This is a genomic window from Robiginitalea insularis (genome assembly GCF_052497835.1).
In genome coordinates this window covers 1093074-1109294 of the sequence record NZ_CP199296.1, presented here as the reverse complement: position 1 = coordinate 1109294, position 16221 = coordinate 1093074, and the positions used below count along the sequence as shown (strand labels likewise).

Here is a 16221-nt window from a genome sequence, read left to right as displayed (position 1 = left end):
ATCCCGGACAAGCCTGGCTAAAATACGAATTCTGATTCAGGCTTTGCTCTTTAATTTATCCGGTACCGCATTCCTACAAACCCCCGGATACCCTGGTTGGGCCCATATACGTATGAAGGGTCAAAGGTTAACCCGTATGGATTATTTGCTGTGGGAACGGCATTTCCCTGAGCATCGAAGGTGACATTCCGGTCGAAGGGATCGTTGGCCCGAGCAATTATAAACGGATTCCCCCGGTTCGGGGTCCAGTCTAGCAGGTTTTTGATACCGCCGTATATTTCGAAATTCGGGATACCTTTATATGTGAGCTGAATATTCTGTATACTCCAGTAAGGGGAATATTCCTCTCTGGGATCCAGCTCACCAAGGAGTGGAAGCCTCATGGGGCCATACAGGTTCCCGGTATAGTCCAGGCTCAGTTTAAGGGACCGGATATCATAGGAAACATTCCAGGTAGCCATAAAACTTTCTGTAAGTATCTGCCGCCGCCTCACTCCATTTTCCTTATTGCTCACATCCTGCAGGGTTGCCCCCAAGAGAAATTTCAGGCCGTTTGGGAATACGGCATCCAGGTTTGCACTTATTCCCCTGGACACAGAAGTACCATCCAGGTTATCGTATAAGATCTGGTTGGGATTGGTGTCGTAATCCGGGAGGATCTGATTGGTAAAATAGGTATAGAAAAGGGAAGCGTCCAGCCCAAGGAACACGCCACTGCTGGCGTATACCTTTTTCATATAATTCAGGTTGACGTTCCAGGTGCGTTCCGGTTGGAGTTCCTCTGCTATAACCACCTCCCTGGCACCGGTAAGGGCTGCGTGTTCTTCCGTAAAGAGGTTTACCACCCGAAAGCCGGTGCCGGCATTCAGCCTGAGGATATCAAAATCTGAAAGTTTCCATTTATAGGCCAGGCGGGGGGTCACAATATTTCCATGCCTGCGGTCGTAATCGTAACGGAGGCCCAGCAGCAGGGAATGCGATGGGTTAAAGCTGTATTCGTCCTGTACAAACAAGCTGGGGATCCAGATTTCATCCGGATCATTCAAGCCACCGGAAGCTGTGGCCGGGGTATTGTCGTCATAGTAATTATAGCGGAGGGCCGATCCAAACAGCAGGTCGTGCTTGCCAGCCTCTTTATCCCAGGTTAGCTGGCTGAACCCAATGCGCTGGTCGGCCAGATAGGGTACATCCCCGTAAACCGAATTCTGCCGGTGGTCATTGAAGGAGACGGACAGCATCATCTTTTCGGAAAAGGGGAGTTGGTACTTGCCAAGCACTTCCCACCTGCGGGTGTAAATGCTTTCACCATAAATTTCGTCTCCTCCCCGAAATTCAGGGGTCCATTGCATTTCGCCTCCCCAGCGGTCTTCGTAAAAAAATCGCCCTGCCAGACTAAGAATCCGGCTGTTGGGCCTTCTGACATTCAGTTTCTGAAAAATGGAAATACGATCCTGCAGGGTGAGGTCTGTAAAATTATCACCATTCTGGTCAATGGGCGTGTCGTATTTGAAATAATTTAATCCGAGCAGCAGATCGGTTTTATTGCCCAGGCTGGCCTTTCCGCCCGCATCAATATTGTATTCACCCCAACCGGTTGCGAAGCCGTCTGCAAACACTTCAGGAGCGCTCAGTGTGTTTTTGGTGATGACGTTGATCAGGCCACCCACCGCCTCACTGCCATATAAGCTGGAGGCAGGGCCTTTCACAATTTCAATCTGCTCAATGATTGCATTGGGAATACCAGAAAGCCCATAAACGGTACCCAGGCCGCTTACTATGGGCATCCCATCGATGAGAACAAGTGTGTATGGACCCTCAAGGCCGTTGATATGGATGTCTCCCGTATTGCAAACATTACAATTGATCTGTGGACGGACCCCATTAACGAGTTGCAGGGCTTCAAAGATGTTTGGGGTTGGGTTCTTCTTGATAAAAGTGGGAGAATACACCTCTACGGGAACCGGGCTTTCGGATCGCCTTACGGCTTTCAGCGTTCCTGTAACTACCGTTTCATCCAGGCTTTCCGACTGATCCTCCAGCACAATTGTTAGGGGGGAAGCTGTTTCGCTGCCCAGGCTGATGGGTTTTCGGATGGTTTGATAACCAAGTGCAGAAACAATAAGCGTGTATTTGCCCTCCGGGACATTTTCCATTTCAAACCATCCCGAATCATCTGTGGCTGTACCCCTTTTTAGTTCTTTCAGGTATACATTGGCCAGAGGGACCGGTCCATCGGAACCTGTTATATACCCGGACATTGTTAAATCCTGAGCATTTGCAAGAAATGGAAACAGGATCAATATAACTGCTATTTTAAGGGTGTTGGCCACAAGTTTTACCTATTTGTAAATTAAAATTTAGACAAATCTAAAAATATGTTTTTATAAATAAAAATGTAACTTTGGAAATTAAATTCTGGAAGTGACACATTCGGAAGAAAATTACATCAAGGAGATCTACCATATCAGCCGGGCCGGGAAAGAAGTGGTTTCTACTAATGCCATTGCAACCAAGATGGAAACCAAGCCGTCTTCGGTTACCGACATGGTTAAAAAGCTTGCCGAAAAAGACCTGCTGAACTACCGGAAATACCAGGGGGTATCCCTTACAGAAAAAGGGAGTCGGCAGGCTCTTAGAATCATTCGAAAACACCGCCTGTGGGAGGTGTTCCTGGTCGAAAAACTGGATTTCACCTGGGATGAGGTCCATGAGGTAGCCGAGCAATTGGAACACATTGAGAGTGAAAAGCTGATAGACCGCCTCGATGCCCTGCTGGAGTATCCGGATTTTGATCCGCACGGCGACCCCATTCCGGATAAAAACGGACAGTTTAAGTCTCGGGAAAAAACGCTTTTAAGTGCCATGCCTGTAAACCAATCGGGTATCTGCGTGGGGGTCAAAGATTCTTCAGCCCCCTTTTTAAAATTCCTTGATAAAAACCATATCGCCCTGGGGCAATCCATAAAAATTCTCGAAAAAGAGGCTTTTGACCAATCCATGCTGATAGCCATAGGGGAACAAACCTTACAGATTTCGCATCTGATTGCTTCCAACCTTTACGTAAAACCAATACAACAACCATGAATGAAGTAATCCAGTACTTTGAAAGTATTAACCCCGTGCTGGCGGCGTTTTACGCCACCCTGTTTACCTGGGGGCTCACCGCTTTGGGTGCTGCTCTTGTCTTTTTGTTTAAAACAATGAACCGGGCCGTCCTGGACGGAATGCTGGGCTTCACCGGGGGTGTTATGGTTGCCGCGAGTTTCTGGAGCCTTCTGGCCCCGGGGATTGAAATGAGCCCGGGGGAAGGATTTATCAAGGTGATCCCCGCCGCTGTGGGTTTCCTGCTTGGTGCGGTATTTATCTTTGGGCTGGATAAGGTCCTGCCGCATATCCATATCAATTTTAAAGAAAGTGAAAAGGAAGGGATTAAAACTCCGTGGAGGAGAACTACCCTGCTTACCCTTGCCATTACCCTGCACAATATCCCGGAAGGGCTGGCGGTAGGGGTCCTTTTTGGGGGGGTAGCTGCTGGTTTTGAAGGGGCTTCCATTGGCGGGGCCGTTGCCCTGGCTCTGGGTATTGGGCTTCAGAATTTTCCGGAAGGTTTTGCAGTTGCCATGCCCCTGAGAAGGCATGGTTTAAGCCGCTACAAAAGCTGGTTGTATGGGCAGGCCTCTGCGGTTGTGGAGCCGATTGCCGCTGTTCTGGGGGCCTGGGCCGTTATGACCTTTCAACCCATCCTTCCTTATGCACTGTCTTTTGCGGCCGGGGCCATGATTTTTGTAGTGGTCGAAGAAGTGATCCCCGAAACCCAGCAGGACAAATACACTGATATAGCTACCATGGGATTTATTGGAGGGTTTATTATCATGATGGCCCTGGATGTGGGCCTCAGCTAAAAAAACCCGGCCTCGCGGGCCGGGTCTAACAAATTTGTCAGATCAGTTGCTCCAGGGAGGTACCACTCCGTTGGAACGGGCATAAGCAATAAGCTGCCCCTTGTGTTCCCCGCTGTGTTCCAATACAATTAAAAGGGCAGAGAGCCGGCTGAGTTTTGCAAAACCAAGATCTACCTCTTCTCCCAGGTTCCCGGAATCTTCCATATTGATTTTATCTTTTATAAAATCAGATGACTTTGTATAAGCTTCTATGATGGCATCTTTGCCTTTTATGGTTTCCATAGTCATCATATTCACATCCTCAGGCGGCGCGTATCCCATTTTCATGGCAATATAGTAATTGGTCGCCGCGGTGTGCAGGATGGTCTCCCCAACAGATCGGATACCATCTGCCGGGCGCCAGTCCATCTGTTCCTCGTCAAAAGCCTGGGCGAGTTGCAGCGTTTGGCCCTGTACCCGATCCAGCATTCCATTGATGCTGGCCGTTGTCATGTCGCCCTGGGCAAAACCGGAATACGCCAGTATTCCCAGACAAAGGCATAGTAATTTTTTCATAGGGTTTGAATTTAATTGGGTTAAAGTTGATGTAAGCTATTAAAGATAGCGATAAGATTGAAGAGATTGGAATTGATCGCGACCTATTTTTTCTCTTCAAACATTCTCTTTGCTATGGAAGTAGTATTTTTAGGATCAAATATGAAATACACTCTGCTATGAAGCGCAATTGTCTACTCTCCCTGGTTGGAAATATTGAAACGCCTACCATGGTAATGGTAGGGATGAATGATTTACGCACTCCTCCCAGCGAGGCCAAACAGCTTTATCACGCCCTGAAACTCCGGAAGATCGAAACCGTATTGGTTGAAATACCGGAGGCCAGCCACGGGATAGCTAATCGCCCCAGTAATCTGATCAGCAAGATTGCCCATACCCTCGCCTGGATGGATAAATACCGTACAGACAAAAAGGCCGAATGAAAAGGAAAAACAGAAAATGGTTTTGGAATGTTGTACTTGGCCTGAGTGTACTACTCTCTTTATTGGCTTTTATGCTGCACTACCATAACTGGACCCGCCTGGAACCAGATCGGATGCAAATCATCTCCGGCTTTTATTATAGGGAACTGCCTTATAAGGATATCACTGCAGTGGAGTGGAGTCAAAAGTTGCCGCAGATGGAACGGGAGCATGGTTTTTCGGCAGGAAGCAGGGAAAAAGGAGTATTTAAGGACTCCCTTTACCCGGAGCGCAAGGTTTATGTTTATGTAGATGATCTGAGACAGCAAAAGATTAAGCTCACATATAGTGATTCTATTTATATCTACATGAATTTTACTGATTCCCTCGAGACCGTATCCATGTATCATTTACTGCGGGAAAAAATAAAAGCCGGGGAAAACTAAATCCGGTTACCGTTCAGAATTTTATGAAAGGGATAAGAATTTTTATAATTCCACAGGATTATCTTTGCTGCAATTAAAGCGCTGATGAAATTTACCTTTTTGTTGCTTATTTTGATGACCCCCCTGGGTATTTTTGGTCAGAACACCCTGGAAGTAAGGGTGGAGGGGGTGCAAACTTCCGAAGGCCTTATACAGGTGGCTCTTTATAACCAGAAAGAAGGTTTCCTTAAAATAGAAGGGGTTTTTCGTTCAGACAGTACAAAAGCAAAAAAAGGAATTACCCAATTGAAATTTGAGGATTTGCCCGAAGGAGAATACGCCCTGGCCATTTTTCACGATGAAAACGGCAACGAAAAGCTGGACACCAACTGGATTGGGATCCCAAGGGAACCCATGGGCTTTTCAAACTCCCGGATGAAGGCATTCGGCCCTCCCAGTTTTGAAGACTGCAAGCTTCAGATCCCGTCCGTATCAAGCATTTCTGTTCAGATAGAGTAGGGAGCAGTATTAACGTTCTCCCTGCGGCTTTACCTGAAACCCATCCGGGCGTTTCCAGCGCACAGGTGCAGCCGGTTCTTTTGGTAGTGTAATTTCACCTTTTTTCAGAAGATCAAGAGCGACCTCAATGGCTTTTTCCAATTGAGGGTCTTTCCCCTCAGACACGGCAGCAGGGTCCTGAATAACTTCAATATCCGGGCTAACCCCTTCTCCTTCAACAGCCCATTCCCCGTTCAGGTCAAAGAAGCCACCCCTGGGAGCGACCATTCGCCCCCCATCGATAAAGCGGGGGGTATCCCAGGTACCCACCAGACCACCCCAGGTCCGGGTGCCTATGAGCGGACCCAGTTCTTTGGCGTGGAACATATAGGGCAATAAATCCCCACCTGAGCCCGAGCTTTCGTTGATAAGCATAACCTTGGGGCCCCAGATCCCTGCCATAGGAGTAGTCCAGGGGCGGTTGCTTTCGGTCTTGCTATTGAAGTAGCCAAAGAGTTCTCTGTCCATAATATCGATCATATAATCGGCAGCATAGCCACCCCCGTTGTTACGCTCATCAATAATTACCCCTTTACGGTCCTGCTGGGCAAAATAATAACGGTTAAAGTATTCAAATCCCCTTCCGGACGTGTTCGGGACATATACATAGGCCAGCTTTCCGCCGGAGAGGCTGTCTACCTTCCTGCGATTCTCTTCAATCCAGGAAAAGGTACGCAGGCTGTTTTCATTATTGACCGGCTTTACAAGCACATCTTTGGAAGTGTTCCCACGGGCATCCTTGCCAATGGTCAGGTAAATTTCCCGCCCGGCCGTTTGCTCCAGTAGTTCAAAAGGGTTCATTCCCTCGCGTAACTCCCTTCCATTAACCGCCAGCAGATAATCTCCCTCACTGACCCCCAGTCCGGGAAGTCCCAATGGGGCATATACCTCAGGGTTCCACTGCTCTCCATCGTATATCCTTTCAATGCGATAACGTCCGTTTTCCAATGTAAAATCACAACCAAGTAATCCTACGGGAACACGGTCCAGGTCTGGCTGGTCCCCTCCCGAAACAAACGAATGTCCTATGGCCACTTCACCGCTTAGAATATCTACTACATAGTTGAGGTCAGTGCGATGCCTTACGTGCTTAATCCATGGCGAATACCATGAATAAACAGCATCCCAGGGTGCCCCGTGAACATTGTTCACATAGAGGAAGTCTCGCATAAAACGCCAGCCTTCCCGGAATATTTGTTGGTATTCTTCGGTAGGCACTACTTTTAACCGGATGTCAGTTTTCAGGGATTCAGCACCTGAAAGGTCTTTATCGGCAGTTTTCCCAACTTTCCAATCACTACCCTGTTGGACCAGGATTTGTTCTCCGGATGCAGAGACCACAAAATCGGAAATTCCCTCTGCAAAGGTTTCAGGCTTTTCGTCCTCAACCTTGTATCTATGGAGGCGGGTTCCGGCTGAATTGGGAAGCTGCTCACTAATAAATATGATTTTCTCCGGTCCTGCCTGCAAGCTGGTATAGACCCGTTCCGGAATATCCAGCGGAATGATACGTTTGCCTAGCCCGCTGGCATCTATTGTAACGGTTACCTTCTTTTCGGACGAACCGGAACCTTCTTTGGTATCCGGGATCGGTTTGGCATTTTCAGTGACACCTTCCTCGTCGCTCTCCGGAAGGTTAGGGGCTTTCCCATCTGCAGCAAGTACCAAAGCATAAAGGCTTCTGGAATAGGGGACATCAACGGAACTCATATCCAGCCATCCTGATTGCAGGCCGTAGTCGGTACTGGCCAGAAAATACAGGTAATTTCCAGACGCATCCCAGGCAGGGCTGCTGGCATCTGCCATCCCATCGGTTAGCTGAAGTGTTTTTCCACTTTGAATATTATAGGCAAACAGAGCTTTGAAATGACTATTCAGCTGCCTGCTGTAGGCAATCCATTTTCCATCCGGAGACCATACCGGGTTCATGTCGCGGTTGGGGTGGGCATATTGGTCTGATGCCACCTTGGTACTGCTGCCTTTCTCCAGGTTCACTATCCAGATGTTGTAATCCGTATCCGTAAATGCGATGTTTTTTTCGTCCGGGGACCAGGCAGGGCGAAAGAAGAATGTAGGTTGCGGCAGGGAATAGGTCCTTTCCTTGAGACCCTTCTGGTCAGAAACCAGCAGTTCATACTCCCCGGAAGCATCGCTGAACCAGGCAATTTTGTTTCCTTTCGGGGACCATACCGGAAAACGGTCTGCCACTCCTGAACTATTAGACAGGTTTCTCCAGCTTCCTTTTTCAACCGGAACACTGAAAATTTCACCCCTGTGTTCAAAAAGGGCTCTTTTTCCGTTTGGGGACAATTGCGGGTTGGAAAGTTGATTCCCTTTTAAAGACTCCCAGCGCGCTCTTGCGAAATTCATGTCCCCCTGTACCTCAACCTGCAGTTGGCGGCTCTCATCCGTAGAAGGGTTAAGTAAATGCAGGTAGCCCCCCTGTTCGTAAATAATTCCAGACGGACCGGCATCCAGGCTTTTTACATCAAATTGTTTGTGAAAAGTGTGTTGTTTCTCTTCGCCAGACCCGGGATCAAAAGACCAGATATTGGCTGTGTAATCCCTCTCGGAAATATAGAATACGCTTCCCTGATACCATACGGGGTCCAGGTGCCTTTCCCGGTCTTTTTGGGGGGTACGCTGAAGTTCCTTGGTTTCCAAATTTACGATCCAAACCGGCAAAGCCTGTCCCCCGCGGTAGTTCCGCCATTCAGGATCCCAGGGGTTAATGGGCGTGTAGGCGATATGCTTCCCGTCTTCCGAAATTTCACCATAGGCTGCCCTGGGAACGCCAACAGCTTGCGGCCAGCCTCCCTCAACCCCTATGGAATAGAGGTTATTGGTTTGGGTGGGATGGGATTCCCGACCGGAACGGAAAACAACTTTACCATCGGGCGTCCACCCCTGCACAATGTCTGCCCCGGGGTGGAAGGTTAATCTTTTGGGCTCTCCGCCTGATGAAGGAATGATAAAGACATCCGTGTTTCCGTCATATTGGCCTGAGAAAGCAATGCTTTTTCCATCGGGAGAAAAATGCGGGTAGGACTCACTCCCTTCATCAGAAGTAAGCCTTATGGCCTTGCCTCCTTCAAAGGAGGTTTTCCAGAGGTCGTTGGCATATACAAATACCACCGATTCTGAAGAAATGGTGGGTTGCCGCAGCAGTTGTGTTCCCTGGGAGTATCCACCTGTAACAATAGTGAACAGGAGGCAAACAAAAAGTTTTCTCATAATAATTTTAGCGGTTACAACAGATAAAACATTACAACTGTCAAAATGAGCAGGAGTTTTGACAAATAAATGAGTGAGCAGTGATCAAGTGCCTATTCTCCTTTGCGGGTTGTGATAACAATTACCCCATTAGACCCTCTGGATCCATAAAATGCGGCATCCGCACCGGACAAGCCTACGATTTTATCGACATCTACGGGCTGGACAATGTCCCTGACCCGACTATAGGAATTCCCGATGATTAAACCGTCAACTACATATAGCGGCTCCTGGGTAACCCCAGCCTGAAAGGAATTATTGTTTTTAACAAAAACGGGTACCCCGTTTTCCACTGCAATGCCCGGGATTCTCCTGATCCGGGTTATCAGCGGAATGACCGCACTGTTCTTGCGGTCCAGGCGCGCCTGTACATTTTCACCATCAGCGGTAGAAGCACTTTTTGTAGAACTGCCACAACTGACGCTAAAAACTAGGGCCAGGCAGAGTAAATAAGGTATAATACGCATCCTTTATGAATTTATTTCAAGATATTTATTTCAGGAGGAAGAATCAAATTAATAATCGGATATCTTTAGACACTCTGTGCACAGTATTTCTATTAAAACACACACACTATGGAACAAATATTAATCAGCCAGCTTTTTGCAGCACTGTATGGGTTTACAGGGGTCTTACTTGGGGCTTTCGGAGCCCATGTGCTGCGAAATAAACTGGAAGCGGCGCAATTGCAGAGTTTCGAAACAGCGGTACGGTATCAGCTAATTCATGCGGTTGTCCTGCTCGTACTCAGCTTTAACCTTAGCTTTACTACAGATCTGGATGTTTACATCAGCCGGGCCTTCATTTTAGGGACCTTCTTTTTTTCTTTCAGCATATATGCCCTGGTCTGGAGCAATGCTAAGGGAAAAAAATGGCGTTTTTTAGGGCCAGTGACCCCTGCCGGAGGGTTAATGTTGCTACTTGGATGGGCCCTGCTGGGGTATTCCTTTATTGCAAACCTGCTGTAATTCAGTGGCAACCGCAATCCGGGCCACAATCGCCTGATTTTTTGGCTCCCTTCTTTTTATTCAAACCCGACCATACATACTTCCGCAGCAAATAGCCTACCGCCAGGATTACAATTAAATAAACCAGAATGTGCTGAAAGGTCCACATCTCAGCTCAGTATTTGATAAGCTGCAAAAGCAACAAGATAGGCAAAGGAACTCATCAGCGCTAATTGCAAAATAGGCCACTTCCAGCTGTTGGTCTCGCGTTTAACTACGGCCAGTGTACTCATACACTGCATGGCAAAGGCATAGAACAATAAAAGAGAAATCCCGGAGGCCAGGTTAAACAAGGGTTTTCCGTTTTGTTCATTTATTTCCGCTGCCATACGGTTCTTGATCGTTTCTTCTTCATCGCTTCCCACACTGTATATAGTGGCCAGTGTACCTACAAAGACCTCTCTTGCCGCAAAGGAAGTGAGCACGGCAATACCTATTTTCCAGTCGTAGCCTAAGGGTTGTACAAGCGGCTCGATGCTCTTCCCCATTTGCCCGATCAGGGAGTGTTCCAGGCGATAGCTCGATATTTCCTGGCGTACCGCCCTGTTTTCCAGTTCAGACTTGAGTATCTGCAGGGAATCGGCTTGTATCTGAACTGACTGCGGCAGAGCGGCTTTGTACTGCTCAATTTTATCCTGAATGTAGACCTCACTGTTGGCATTTAACCCCTGCCTTTCTACCCGTTCTTTTACAATTTCTTCTGCATTCTGGAAATCTTCAGAGAAGCCGTTGGAACCTAAAAACCAGAGTACAATAGAGATAGCCAGGATTATTTTTCCTGCACCGTATACGAAGCTCTTGGTCTTCTCCACCACCGTATAGAATACGTTTTTCCATAACGGTAATTTGTAATTGGGCATCTCCACAACAAAAAAGGTCCGGCTTCTGATCTTTAGCAACTTGTTCAAAACAGCTGCTGAAAGAATTGCCGCCCCGAAACCGATCAGATATAATAGCATCAGGGTAAGTGCCTGGTAGCTCAAGCCCAGAAATCGACCCTCAGGGATCACCAGGGCAATGATGATGAGGTAGACCGGGAGCCTGGCGGAACAGGTTGTAAAAGGAGTCACCAGTATGGTGATCAGTCGCTCTTTCCAATTTTCTATATTTCGGGTAGCCATCACCGCCGGGATGGCACAGGCAGTTCCGGAAATAAGGGGCACCACGCTTTTACCGCTAAGGCCGAAAGGCCGCATAAGCCGGTCCATAAGAAAAACGACCCGGCTCATATAGCCGGATTCTTCCAGGATGGATATAAAGAAAAACAGGAAGGCGATCTGAGGAATAAAGATCACAATTCCACCGATTCCGGCAATGATTCCTTCTGCAATCAAATTGGTCAGAACCCCCGAAGGGAGTGTATTCTTTACCCATTCACTGGCTGTGGCAAACAGGGCATCTATAAAATCCATCGGAATACTGCTCCAGTCGTAAATAGCCTGGAAAATGGTAAGCAGGATTATAAAAAAGATCAGGTACCCGAATACCTTGTGGGTTAAGACCTTATCAAAACTCGCCCTGAGCCCTTTTGCTGCCGCCAGATCTACCTTATAGGTTTCTTTGAGGATACCATTTATAAATTGATAGCGCAAGATGGTTTCTTTGTGCTGCAGCCGCTTCAGCTCGCTTTTGGATTTGATACTGAAACTTGCGGTGGAAACGGCCCCATGCTTTTCGATGGGCGTAAAATTGACGTCCTGGGTAATGACAACCCAAAGTTTGTAGAGGTCTTCCTTTGGAAATGCTTTTTTAAGGCGTTCAAAATAATCCGGAGCAATCACGGAAACATCTACACAAGGGGTGGCCGGAATGTCCCTGTAGGATTCTATCTGCCGTTTTAGTTGGTCCAGCCCCTGATTTTTACGGGTGCTCACCAGAGAAATTTTGGTGTTGAGTTTCTTTTCCAGAGCCGCTACATCCAGGCTTATACCCTTGCGGGACATCCTGTCTGACATATTGATAACCAACAAAGCGGGGATGCGCAAATCTTTAATCTGGGTAAAAAGCAACAGGTTGCGCTTCAGGTTTTCAACATCGGTGATCACCACGGCCACATCCGGGAAATCCGGGGCATTCTTGTTTAAAAGTAACTCAACTACAACACTCTCATCCAGGGAGGTTGTATTGAGACTGTAGGTCCCCGGAAGGTCCAGGATATGGGCCTTAATCCCTCTGGAAAGTTTACAGATACCCTGTTTTTTTTCGACTGTGATTCCCGGGTAATTGCCAACCTTTTGTTTGAGGCCGGTAAGCGCATTAAAAACAGATGTTTTACCTGTATTTGGATTTCCAATCAAGGCTACCTTAATGTCCTTGCTCATGATTCTATCGGTTCCAGTTCAATTTGCAAGGCCACCGTGCGTCTTATAGCGATGTGGGATCCGTTCACATTGATATAGATAGGGTCCTGTAAGGGAGCTATCTGTATCATTTCTACTTCATTACCGGGGAGGCAACCCAGTTCCAAAAGCTTAATTGGCAGCAAGTCTTCTGAAAACTGTTTGATAATTCCCTTCTGTCCGCGCTTTAAGTGTGCAATAGTAAGGCTCAATTCTTATTTAGATTGATTTTAAGTAAGCACAAAAATAAGGGAAATTACCCAACCCGGCATGCCATTCCGGGAAAAAATAAAGGACAGGAAAAGGGTTTATTGCCGATACGAGCGCTTTAACAGGGCAACGTCTTCAAGCAGTCGATCCATATCTTCCCGCTTGGTGCCGTCATAGGTTCCACGGATCCGTTTTTCTTTATCGATAAGGATAAAATTCTCGGTGTGTATCATGTCATAGGGTCCGCCATCCCCATCTGTTTTAACAGCCAGATAGGATTGACGCGCGAGGCGGTAGATTTGTTTTTTATCTCCGGTAACCAGATTCCATTTAGAATCAATAACCCCTTTTTCCTCTGCGTATCTTTTGAGCTGGGCAACCGAATCCCTGACCGGGGTCACCGAATGGGAGAGCAGCAATATTTCATCATCTTCCCGGAACTGCTCCTGCAGGTAGCCCATATTTTCTGTCATGATTGGGCAAATGGTCGGGCAGGTGGTAAAAAAGAAGTCGGCAATGTAGATTTTATCCCTGTAATTATCCTGGGTTACAGTATCCCCGTTCTGATTGATTAAAGAAAAGTCTGCAATGCGATGGTATTTTTTGATATGGTTCATACCCGTATCTACCAGTTCCGGGTTGAAATCTGCCGGTTGGTACACGGGTAGCGTTTTGTTAGGTTGTAAGGCATTGTAAAAGAGATAGATAATAACTGCAGATATCCCCAGCATTACCAGCGCAAACCATTTAAATTTTGAGAAAAAAGAGCGCAACAGAATAATTTTTTACAAAGGTACGATTCCGGAAATTTACGGTCAACCCGCAGAGGCCATGAGTGCTGCTAAATGTTTCTTAAAGTGGGGAGGAGGTCCGGATTTTACTTTTGTAAGCCCTTATAAAAGTGTACTTTTGTGCGTTTTCATAAAAATCGGAGCAAGAAATGTCACCCATCCTCATACAAGCCCTTCAATTCCTGTTAAGCCTGTCGCTGTTGATCGTCTTACACGAAATGGGGCATTTTATTCCCGCCAAAGCCTTTAAAACAAGAGTTGAGAAGTTTTACCTCTTTTTTGATGTAAAATTTTCGCTTTTTAAAAAGAAGATAGGCGAAACTGTGTATGGTATTGGGTGGTTGCCACTGGGAGGCTATGTAAAGATAGCCGGGATGATTGACGAAAGCATGGATACGGAACAGATGTCGGCACCCCCAGAGCCCTGGGAGTTCCGCTCCAAACCGGCCTGGCAAAGGCTTATCATTATGCTGGGAGGGGTTACGGTGAATTTCCTGATCGCGCTGGTCATCTACATCTTCGCTTCTTATTATTATGGAGATTCTGATATTTCCACCGATAGCATCAAAGACGGCTATTGGGTAACCAATCCGGTATTTACAGACCTTGGGGTTCAGACCGGGGACAAGCTGGTGGCCATAGACGGGCAGAAATATGAAAACTATTCAGACCTGAGAAGAAACCTGATTACAGCCGAGCAGTTTACCATAGAGCGGGATGGACAGCCTATCCAGATAGATCTTCCCGAAGACTTCCTGGGAAAATTGAGCACCGGGGAAGATGTCTCTTTCTTTGAATTGCGTATCCCCTTTATGGTTGGTATGGTCCCCGACAGCTCCCATAATAAGGCCGCCGGCCTTGAGAAAGGTGATCTTTTTAAAAGGATTGATACCCAGCAGGTAAAGTATTTTGATCAGATTTCCCCGGTACTTCAGGGCTATAGAGGGCAAACGGTTGAGGCTGTTGTGCTCAGGGATGGAAATGAAGTATCTCTTCCTTTAAAGGTTAACGAAGAAGGGAAGTTGGGAATTTTACCGGGTGGCACCTACAAGCAGTTTGAAGACTTGGGCTACTTCAGCATTCAGCAGAAGAAATACGGTTTTTGGGAAAGTTTCGCAGTTGGCGGGCAAAAATTTGTCAACCAGCTTTCGGGCTACTGGCTGCAACTGAAAAAAATATTTACCCCAAGCACAGGGGCCTACAAGGGTGTTGGAGGCTTCAAGGCGATATTCGATATTTTTCCCGATACCTGGAGCTGGCAGGCTTTTTGGGGCATTACCGCTTTTCTTTCCATTATGCTGGCTGTGCTCAACTTGCTGCCGATCCCGGCCCTGGACGGTGGGCATGTAATGTTTTTACTTTACGAAATGATATCCGGACGCAAACCCAGTGATAAATTTATGGAGTATGCCCAGATGGTTGGGTTTTTCCTGCTGCTGGCCCTTATTCTTTTTGCCAACGGGAACGATATCTACAAAGCCATCTTTAACTAGGTTATGCCCCAGGTTTTTCAGTGAGAAAAGACTGTAAAACAAGCTTTTAGGGATTGCTAAGTTGCATTTCATCGAAATTTCTTTAGAAAACCATTAAGCTTTTATAGTTTTAACTGTTGTTTTGGGTTAAAAACCAAACAATTAGCCCTAATCTTAAAAGTAACGACCTATGAAAATGCTCAAGAATTTTCTATTGGCCTCTGTGGCCCTCCTTTTCTTTTTTGGATGTTCCAGATACGGAAATGAACTGCAATATGCACAGTTTGGTACTGTCAAACTACAACTGACCGATGCCCCTTTCCCGTACGAGCTGATCACCGAAGCAAACATAACAATCACCAAAGTAGAAGTTCGTCTCAAGGAGGAGGGAACGGAAACTGAGGAAGGCGGTACAAGTTTTGAAACTTTGTTCGAAGGCTCTGAAACCGTTAATATGATGGAGTTAACCAATGGCGTAATGCTCAATATGGGCGAGACCGAAGTTCCTGTCGGGACCTATGACCTGGTTCGCGTATATGTTACGGATGCCAGTATCAAGCTAACCGACGAAACCGTCTATGAGGTTAAAGTACCCAGCGGCAGCCAGACAGGTATCAAAGTGTTTATCAAGCCGGAATTGGTAGTAGTAAGTGAATTGAGTGAAGACCTGATGCTGGACGTGGACCTCAGCCAGTCTTTTGTACTGCAAGGAAACCTGGAAACCCCTGCCGGGGTCACTGGGTTTAATTTCAAGCCGGTTCTTCGCGCCAAAAATATGAGTAGTACCGGATCCCTTTCCGGAACCGTTACAGAGTTGGTTGAAACCGTTCCAACTGCGGTTGAAGGAGCAGAAGTAAGTATTTTGGTCGATGGAGAAGTTTACACAACCACATCTACGGATGCCTCAGGTGGCTACACAGTCCCGGGGCTTGATCCGGGTACCTACACGGTAACTGTAAATAAAACCGGTTATGCTGAAGCTGAAGCCGAGGTAAGTATTGCAGTAGCAAACCTAACCACCCAGGACTTTGAGATTAGCCTGCAACCATAGTAGTTGACAGAATAATATAAACAGACCGGGCCCAGGCCCGGTTTTTTTGTTTTTTATAAGAGCAAAAAACCCCAAGATTCTTTGTTTTCTTGATTGTATAATTTTAAAAAACAATTATATTTGCATCCGCTTTTAATAGCAATACCATATTCCTCCTTAGCTCAGTTGGTTAGAGCATCTGACTGTTAATCAGAGGGTCCTTGGTTCGAGCCCAAGAGGGGGAGCCATGAAGCAGAG

Annotated in this window: 14 protein-coding genes, 1 tRNA gene and 1 pseudogene; 9 read left to right on the top strand and 7 right to left on the bottom strand. The window is 46.9% G+C overall.

Translation table 11 applies throughout. The features are described 5' to 3' along the window. Positions 1 to 50: 50 nt before the first annotated feature. A complete protein-coding gene (locus ACT6NV_RS05085; protein ID WP_445386179.1) occupies positions 51 to 2258 on the bottom strand; it encodes a TonB-dependent receptor in 2208 nt (735 codons plus the stop codon). A 163-nt stretch (positions 2259 to 2421) separates the two neighbouring features. Between ACT6NV_RS05085 and ACT6NV_RS05080 the strand changes: the two genes are divergently transcribed. Beyond that, entirely contained in the window at positions 2422 to 3084 is a 663-nt protein-coding gene (locus ACT6NV_RS05080; protein ID WP_445386178.1) for a metal-dependent transcriptional regulator, read from the top strand. Then, positions 3081 to 3902: a ZIP family metal transporter gene (locus tag ACT6NV_RS05075; protein ID WP_445386177.1), complete on the top strand. Its 822-nt coding sequence runs from the start codon at positions 3081 to 3083 to the stop codon at positions 3900 to 3902. The genes ACT6NV_RS05080 and ACT6NV_RS05075 overlap by 4 nt, the downstream gene beginning before the upstream one ends. 42 nt (positions 3903 to 3944) lie before the next feature. Here the strand turns inward: ACT6NV_RS05075 and ACT6NV_RS05070 are convergent, their stop codons facing one another. Continuing rightward, positions 3945 to 4457, bottom strand: coding sequence for a DinB family protein (locus tag ACT6NV_RS05070; protein ID WP_445386176.1), 513 nt, complete (start codon positions 4455 to 4457; stop codon positions 3945 to 3947). 176 nt (positions 4458 to 4633) lie between these two features. Between ACT6NV_RS05070 and ACT6NV_RS05065 the strand changes: the two are divergent. The 3 genes and pseudogenes from ACT6NV_RS05065 to ACT6NV_RS05055 form a co-directional block, all read left to right on the top strand. Then, positions 4634 to 4879: pseudogene (locus ACT6NV_RS05065) on the top strand (alpha/beta hydrolase family protein); the annotation flags it as partial. Beyond that, a complete protein-coding gene (locus ACT6NV_RS05060) occupies positions 4876 to 5304 on the top strand; it encodes a hypothetical protein (protein WP_445386175.1) in 429 nt (142 codons plus the stop codon). The pseudogene ACT6NV_RS05065 and the gene ACT6NV_RS05060, both read left to right, overlap by 4 nt. Positions 5305 to 5388: 84 nt before the next feature. After that, complete coding sequence (locus ACT6NV_RS05055) at positions 5389 to 5802, top strand: DUF2141 domain-containing protein (protein ID WP_445386174.1); 414 nt, start codon at positions 5389 to 5391, stop codon at positions 5800 to 5802. Between the two features lie 9 nt (positions 5803 to 5811). Here the strand turns inward: ACT6NV_RS05055 and ACT6NV_RS05050 are convergent, their stop codons facing one another. After that, on the bottom strand, positions 5812 to 9075 hold the full coding sequence (locus ACT6NV_RS05050; protein WP_445386173.1) for a S41 family peptidase: 3264 nt from the start codon (positions 9073 to 9075) through the stop codon (positions 5812 to 5814). 92 nt (positions 9076 to 9167) lie between these two features. After that, positions 9168 to 9581 carry a hypothetical protein gene (locus ACT6NV_RS05045; RefSeq protein WP_445386172.1) on the bottom strand — a complete coding sequence of 138 codons (414 nt, stop codon included), beginning with the start codon at positions 9579 to 9581 and terminating at the stop codon, positions 9168 to 9170. A 108-nt stretch (positions 9582 to 9689) separates the two neighbouring features. Here ACT6NV_RS05045 and ACT6NV_RS05040 point away from each other — a divergent pair, with 108 nt between their 5' ends. Continuing rightward, on the top strand, positions 9690 to 10082 hold the full coding sequence (locus ACT6NV_RS05040) for a DUF423 domain-containing protein (protein WP_445386171.1): 393 nt from the start codon (positions 9690 to 9692) through the stop codon (positions 10080 to 10082). Positions 10083 to 10231: 149 nt separating this feature from the next. Here ACT6NV_RS05040 and feoB read toward each other — a convergent pair whose 3' ends face one another. The 3 genes from feoB to ACT6NV_RS05025 form a co-directional block, all read right to left on the bottom strand. Then, complete coding sequence (gene feoB / locus ACT6NV_RS05035; RefSeq protein ID WP_445386170.1) at positions 10232 to 12442, bottom strand: ferrous iron transport protein B; 2211 nt, start codon at positions 12440 to 12442, stop codon at positions 10232 to 10234. Then, positions 12439 to 12672 (bottom strand): FeoA family protein, encoded by a 234-nt coding sequence (locus ACT6NV_RS05030; protein ID WP_445386169.1) that lies wholly within the window; start codon positions 12670 to 12672, stop codon positions 12439 to 12441. The genes feoB and ACT6NV_RS05030 overlap by 4 nt, the downstream gene beginning before the upstream one ends. 96 nt (positions 12673 to 12768) lie before the next feature. Then, positions 12769 to 13443 carry an SCO family protein gene (locus tag ACT6NV_RS05025; RefSeq protein ID WP_445386168.1) on the bottom strand — a complete coding sequence of 225 codons (675 nt, stop codon included), beginning with the start codon at positions 13441 to 13443 and terminating at the stop codon, positions 12769 to 12771. 167 nt (positions 13444 to 13610) lie between these two features. On the opposite strand from ACT6NV_RS05025, the gene rseP reads away from it, so the two are divergent. The 3 genes from rseP to ACT6NV_RS05010 all read left to right on the top strand — a co-directional run bounded on the left by rseP (position 13611) and on the right by ACT6NV_RS05010 (position 16211). Next, positions 13611 to 14954 (top strand): RIP metalloprotease RseP, encoded by a 1344-nt coding sequence (rseP, locus tag ACT6NV_RS05020; RefSeq protein ID WP_445386167.1) that lies wholly within the window; start codon positions 13611 to 13613, stop codon positions 14952 to 14954. A 169-nt stretch (positions 14955 to 15123) separates the two neighbouring features. Next, complete coding sequence (locus ACT6NV_RS05015; protein WP_445386166.1) at positions 15124 to 15984, top strand: DUF4382 domain-containing protein; 861 nt, start codon at positions 15124 to 15126, stop codon at positions 15982 to 15984. A gap of 150 nt (positions 15985 to 16134) precedes the next feature. After that, positions 16135 to 16211, top strand: a tRNA-Asn gene (locus ACT6NV_RS05010). The last annotated feature ends 10 nt before the right edge of the window (positions 16212 to 16221 follow it).

Bases quoted from the DNA above. Each gene is read 5' to 3' on its own strand.
- ACT6NV_RS05085 (WP_445386179.1), bottom strand. From the start codon at position 2,258: ATGTCCGGGTATATAACAGGTTCCGATGGACCGGTCCCTCTGGCCAAT.
- ACT6NV_RS05075 (WP_445386177.1), top strand. From the start codon at position 3,081: ATGAATGAAGTAATCCAGTACTTTGAAAGTATTAACCCCGTGCTGGCG.
- ACT6NV_RS05070 (WP_445386176.1), bottom strand. From the start codon at position 4,457: ATGAAAAAATTACTATGCCTTTGTCTGGGAATACTGGCGTATTCCGGT.
- ACT6NV_RS05060 (WP_445386175.1), top strand. From the start codon at position 4,876: ATGAAAAGGAAAAACAGAAAATGGTTTTGGAATGTTGTACTTGGCCTG.
- ACT6NV_RS05055 (WP_445386174.1), top strand. From the start codon at position 5,389: ATGAAATTTACCTTTTTGTTGCTTATTTTGATGACCCCCCTGGGTATT.
- ACT6NV_RS05050 (WP_445386173.1), bottom strand. From the start codon at position 9,075: ATGAGAAAACTTTTTGTTTGCCTCCTGTTCACTATTGTTACAGGTGGA.
- ACT6NV_RS05045 (WP_445386172.1), bottom strand. From the start codon at position 9,581: ATGCGTATTATACCTTATTTACTCTGCCTGGCCCTAGTTTTTAGCGTC.
- ACT6NV_RS05040 (WP_445386171.1), top strand. From the start codon at position 9,690: ATGGAACAAATATTAATCAGCCAGCTTTTTGCAGCACTGTATGGGTTT.
- feoB (WP_445386170.1), bottom strand. From the start codon at position 12,442: ATGAGCAAGGACATTAAGGTAGCCTTGATTGGAAATCCAAATACAGGT.
- rseP (WP_445386167.1), top strand. From the start codon at position 13,611: ATGTCACCCATCCTCATACAAGCCCTTCAATTCCTGTTAAGCCTGTCG.
- ACT6NV_RS05015 (WP_445386166.1), top strand. From the start codon at position 15,124: ATGAAAATGCTCAAGAATTTTCTATTGGCCTCTGTGGCCCTCCTTTTC.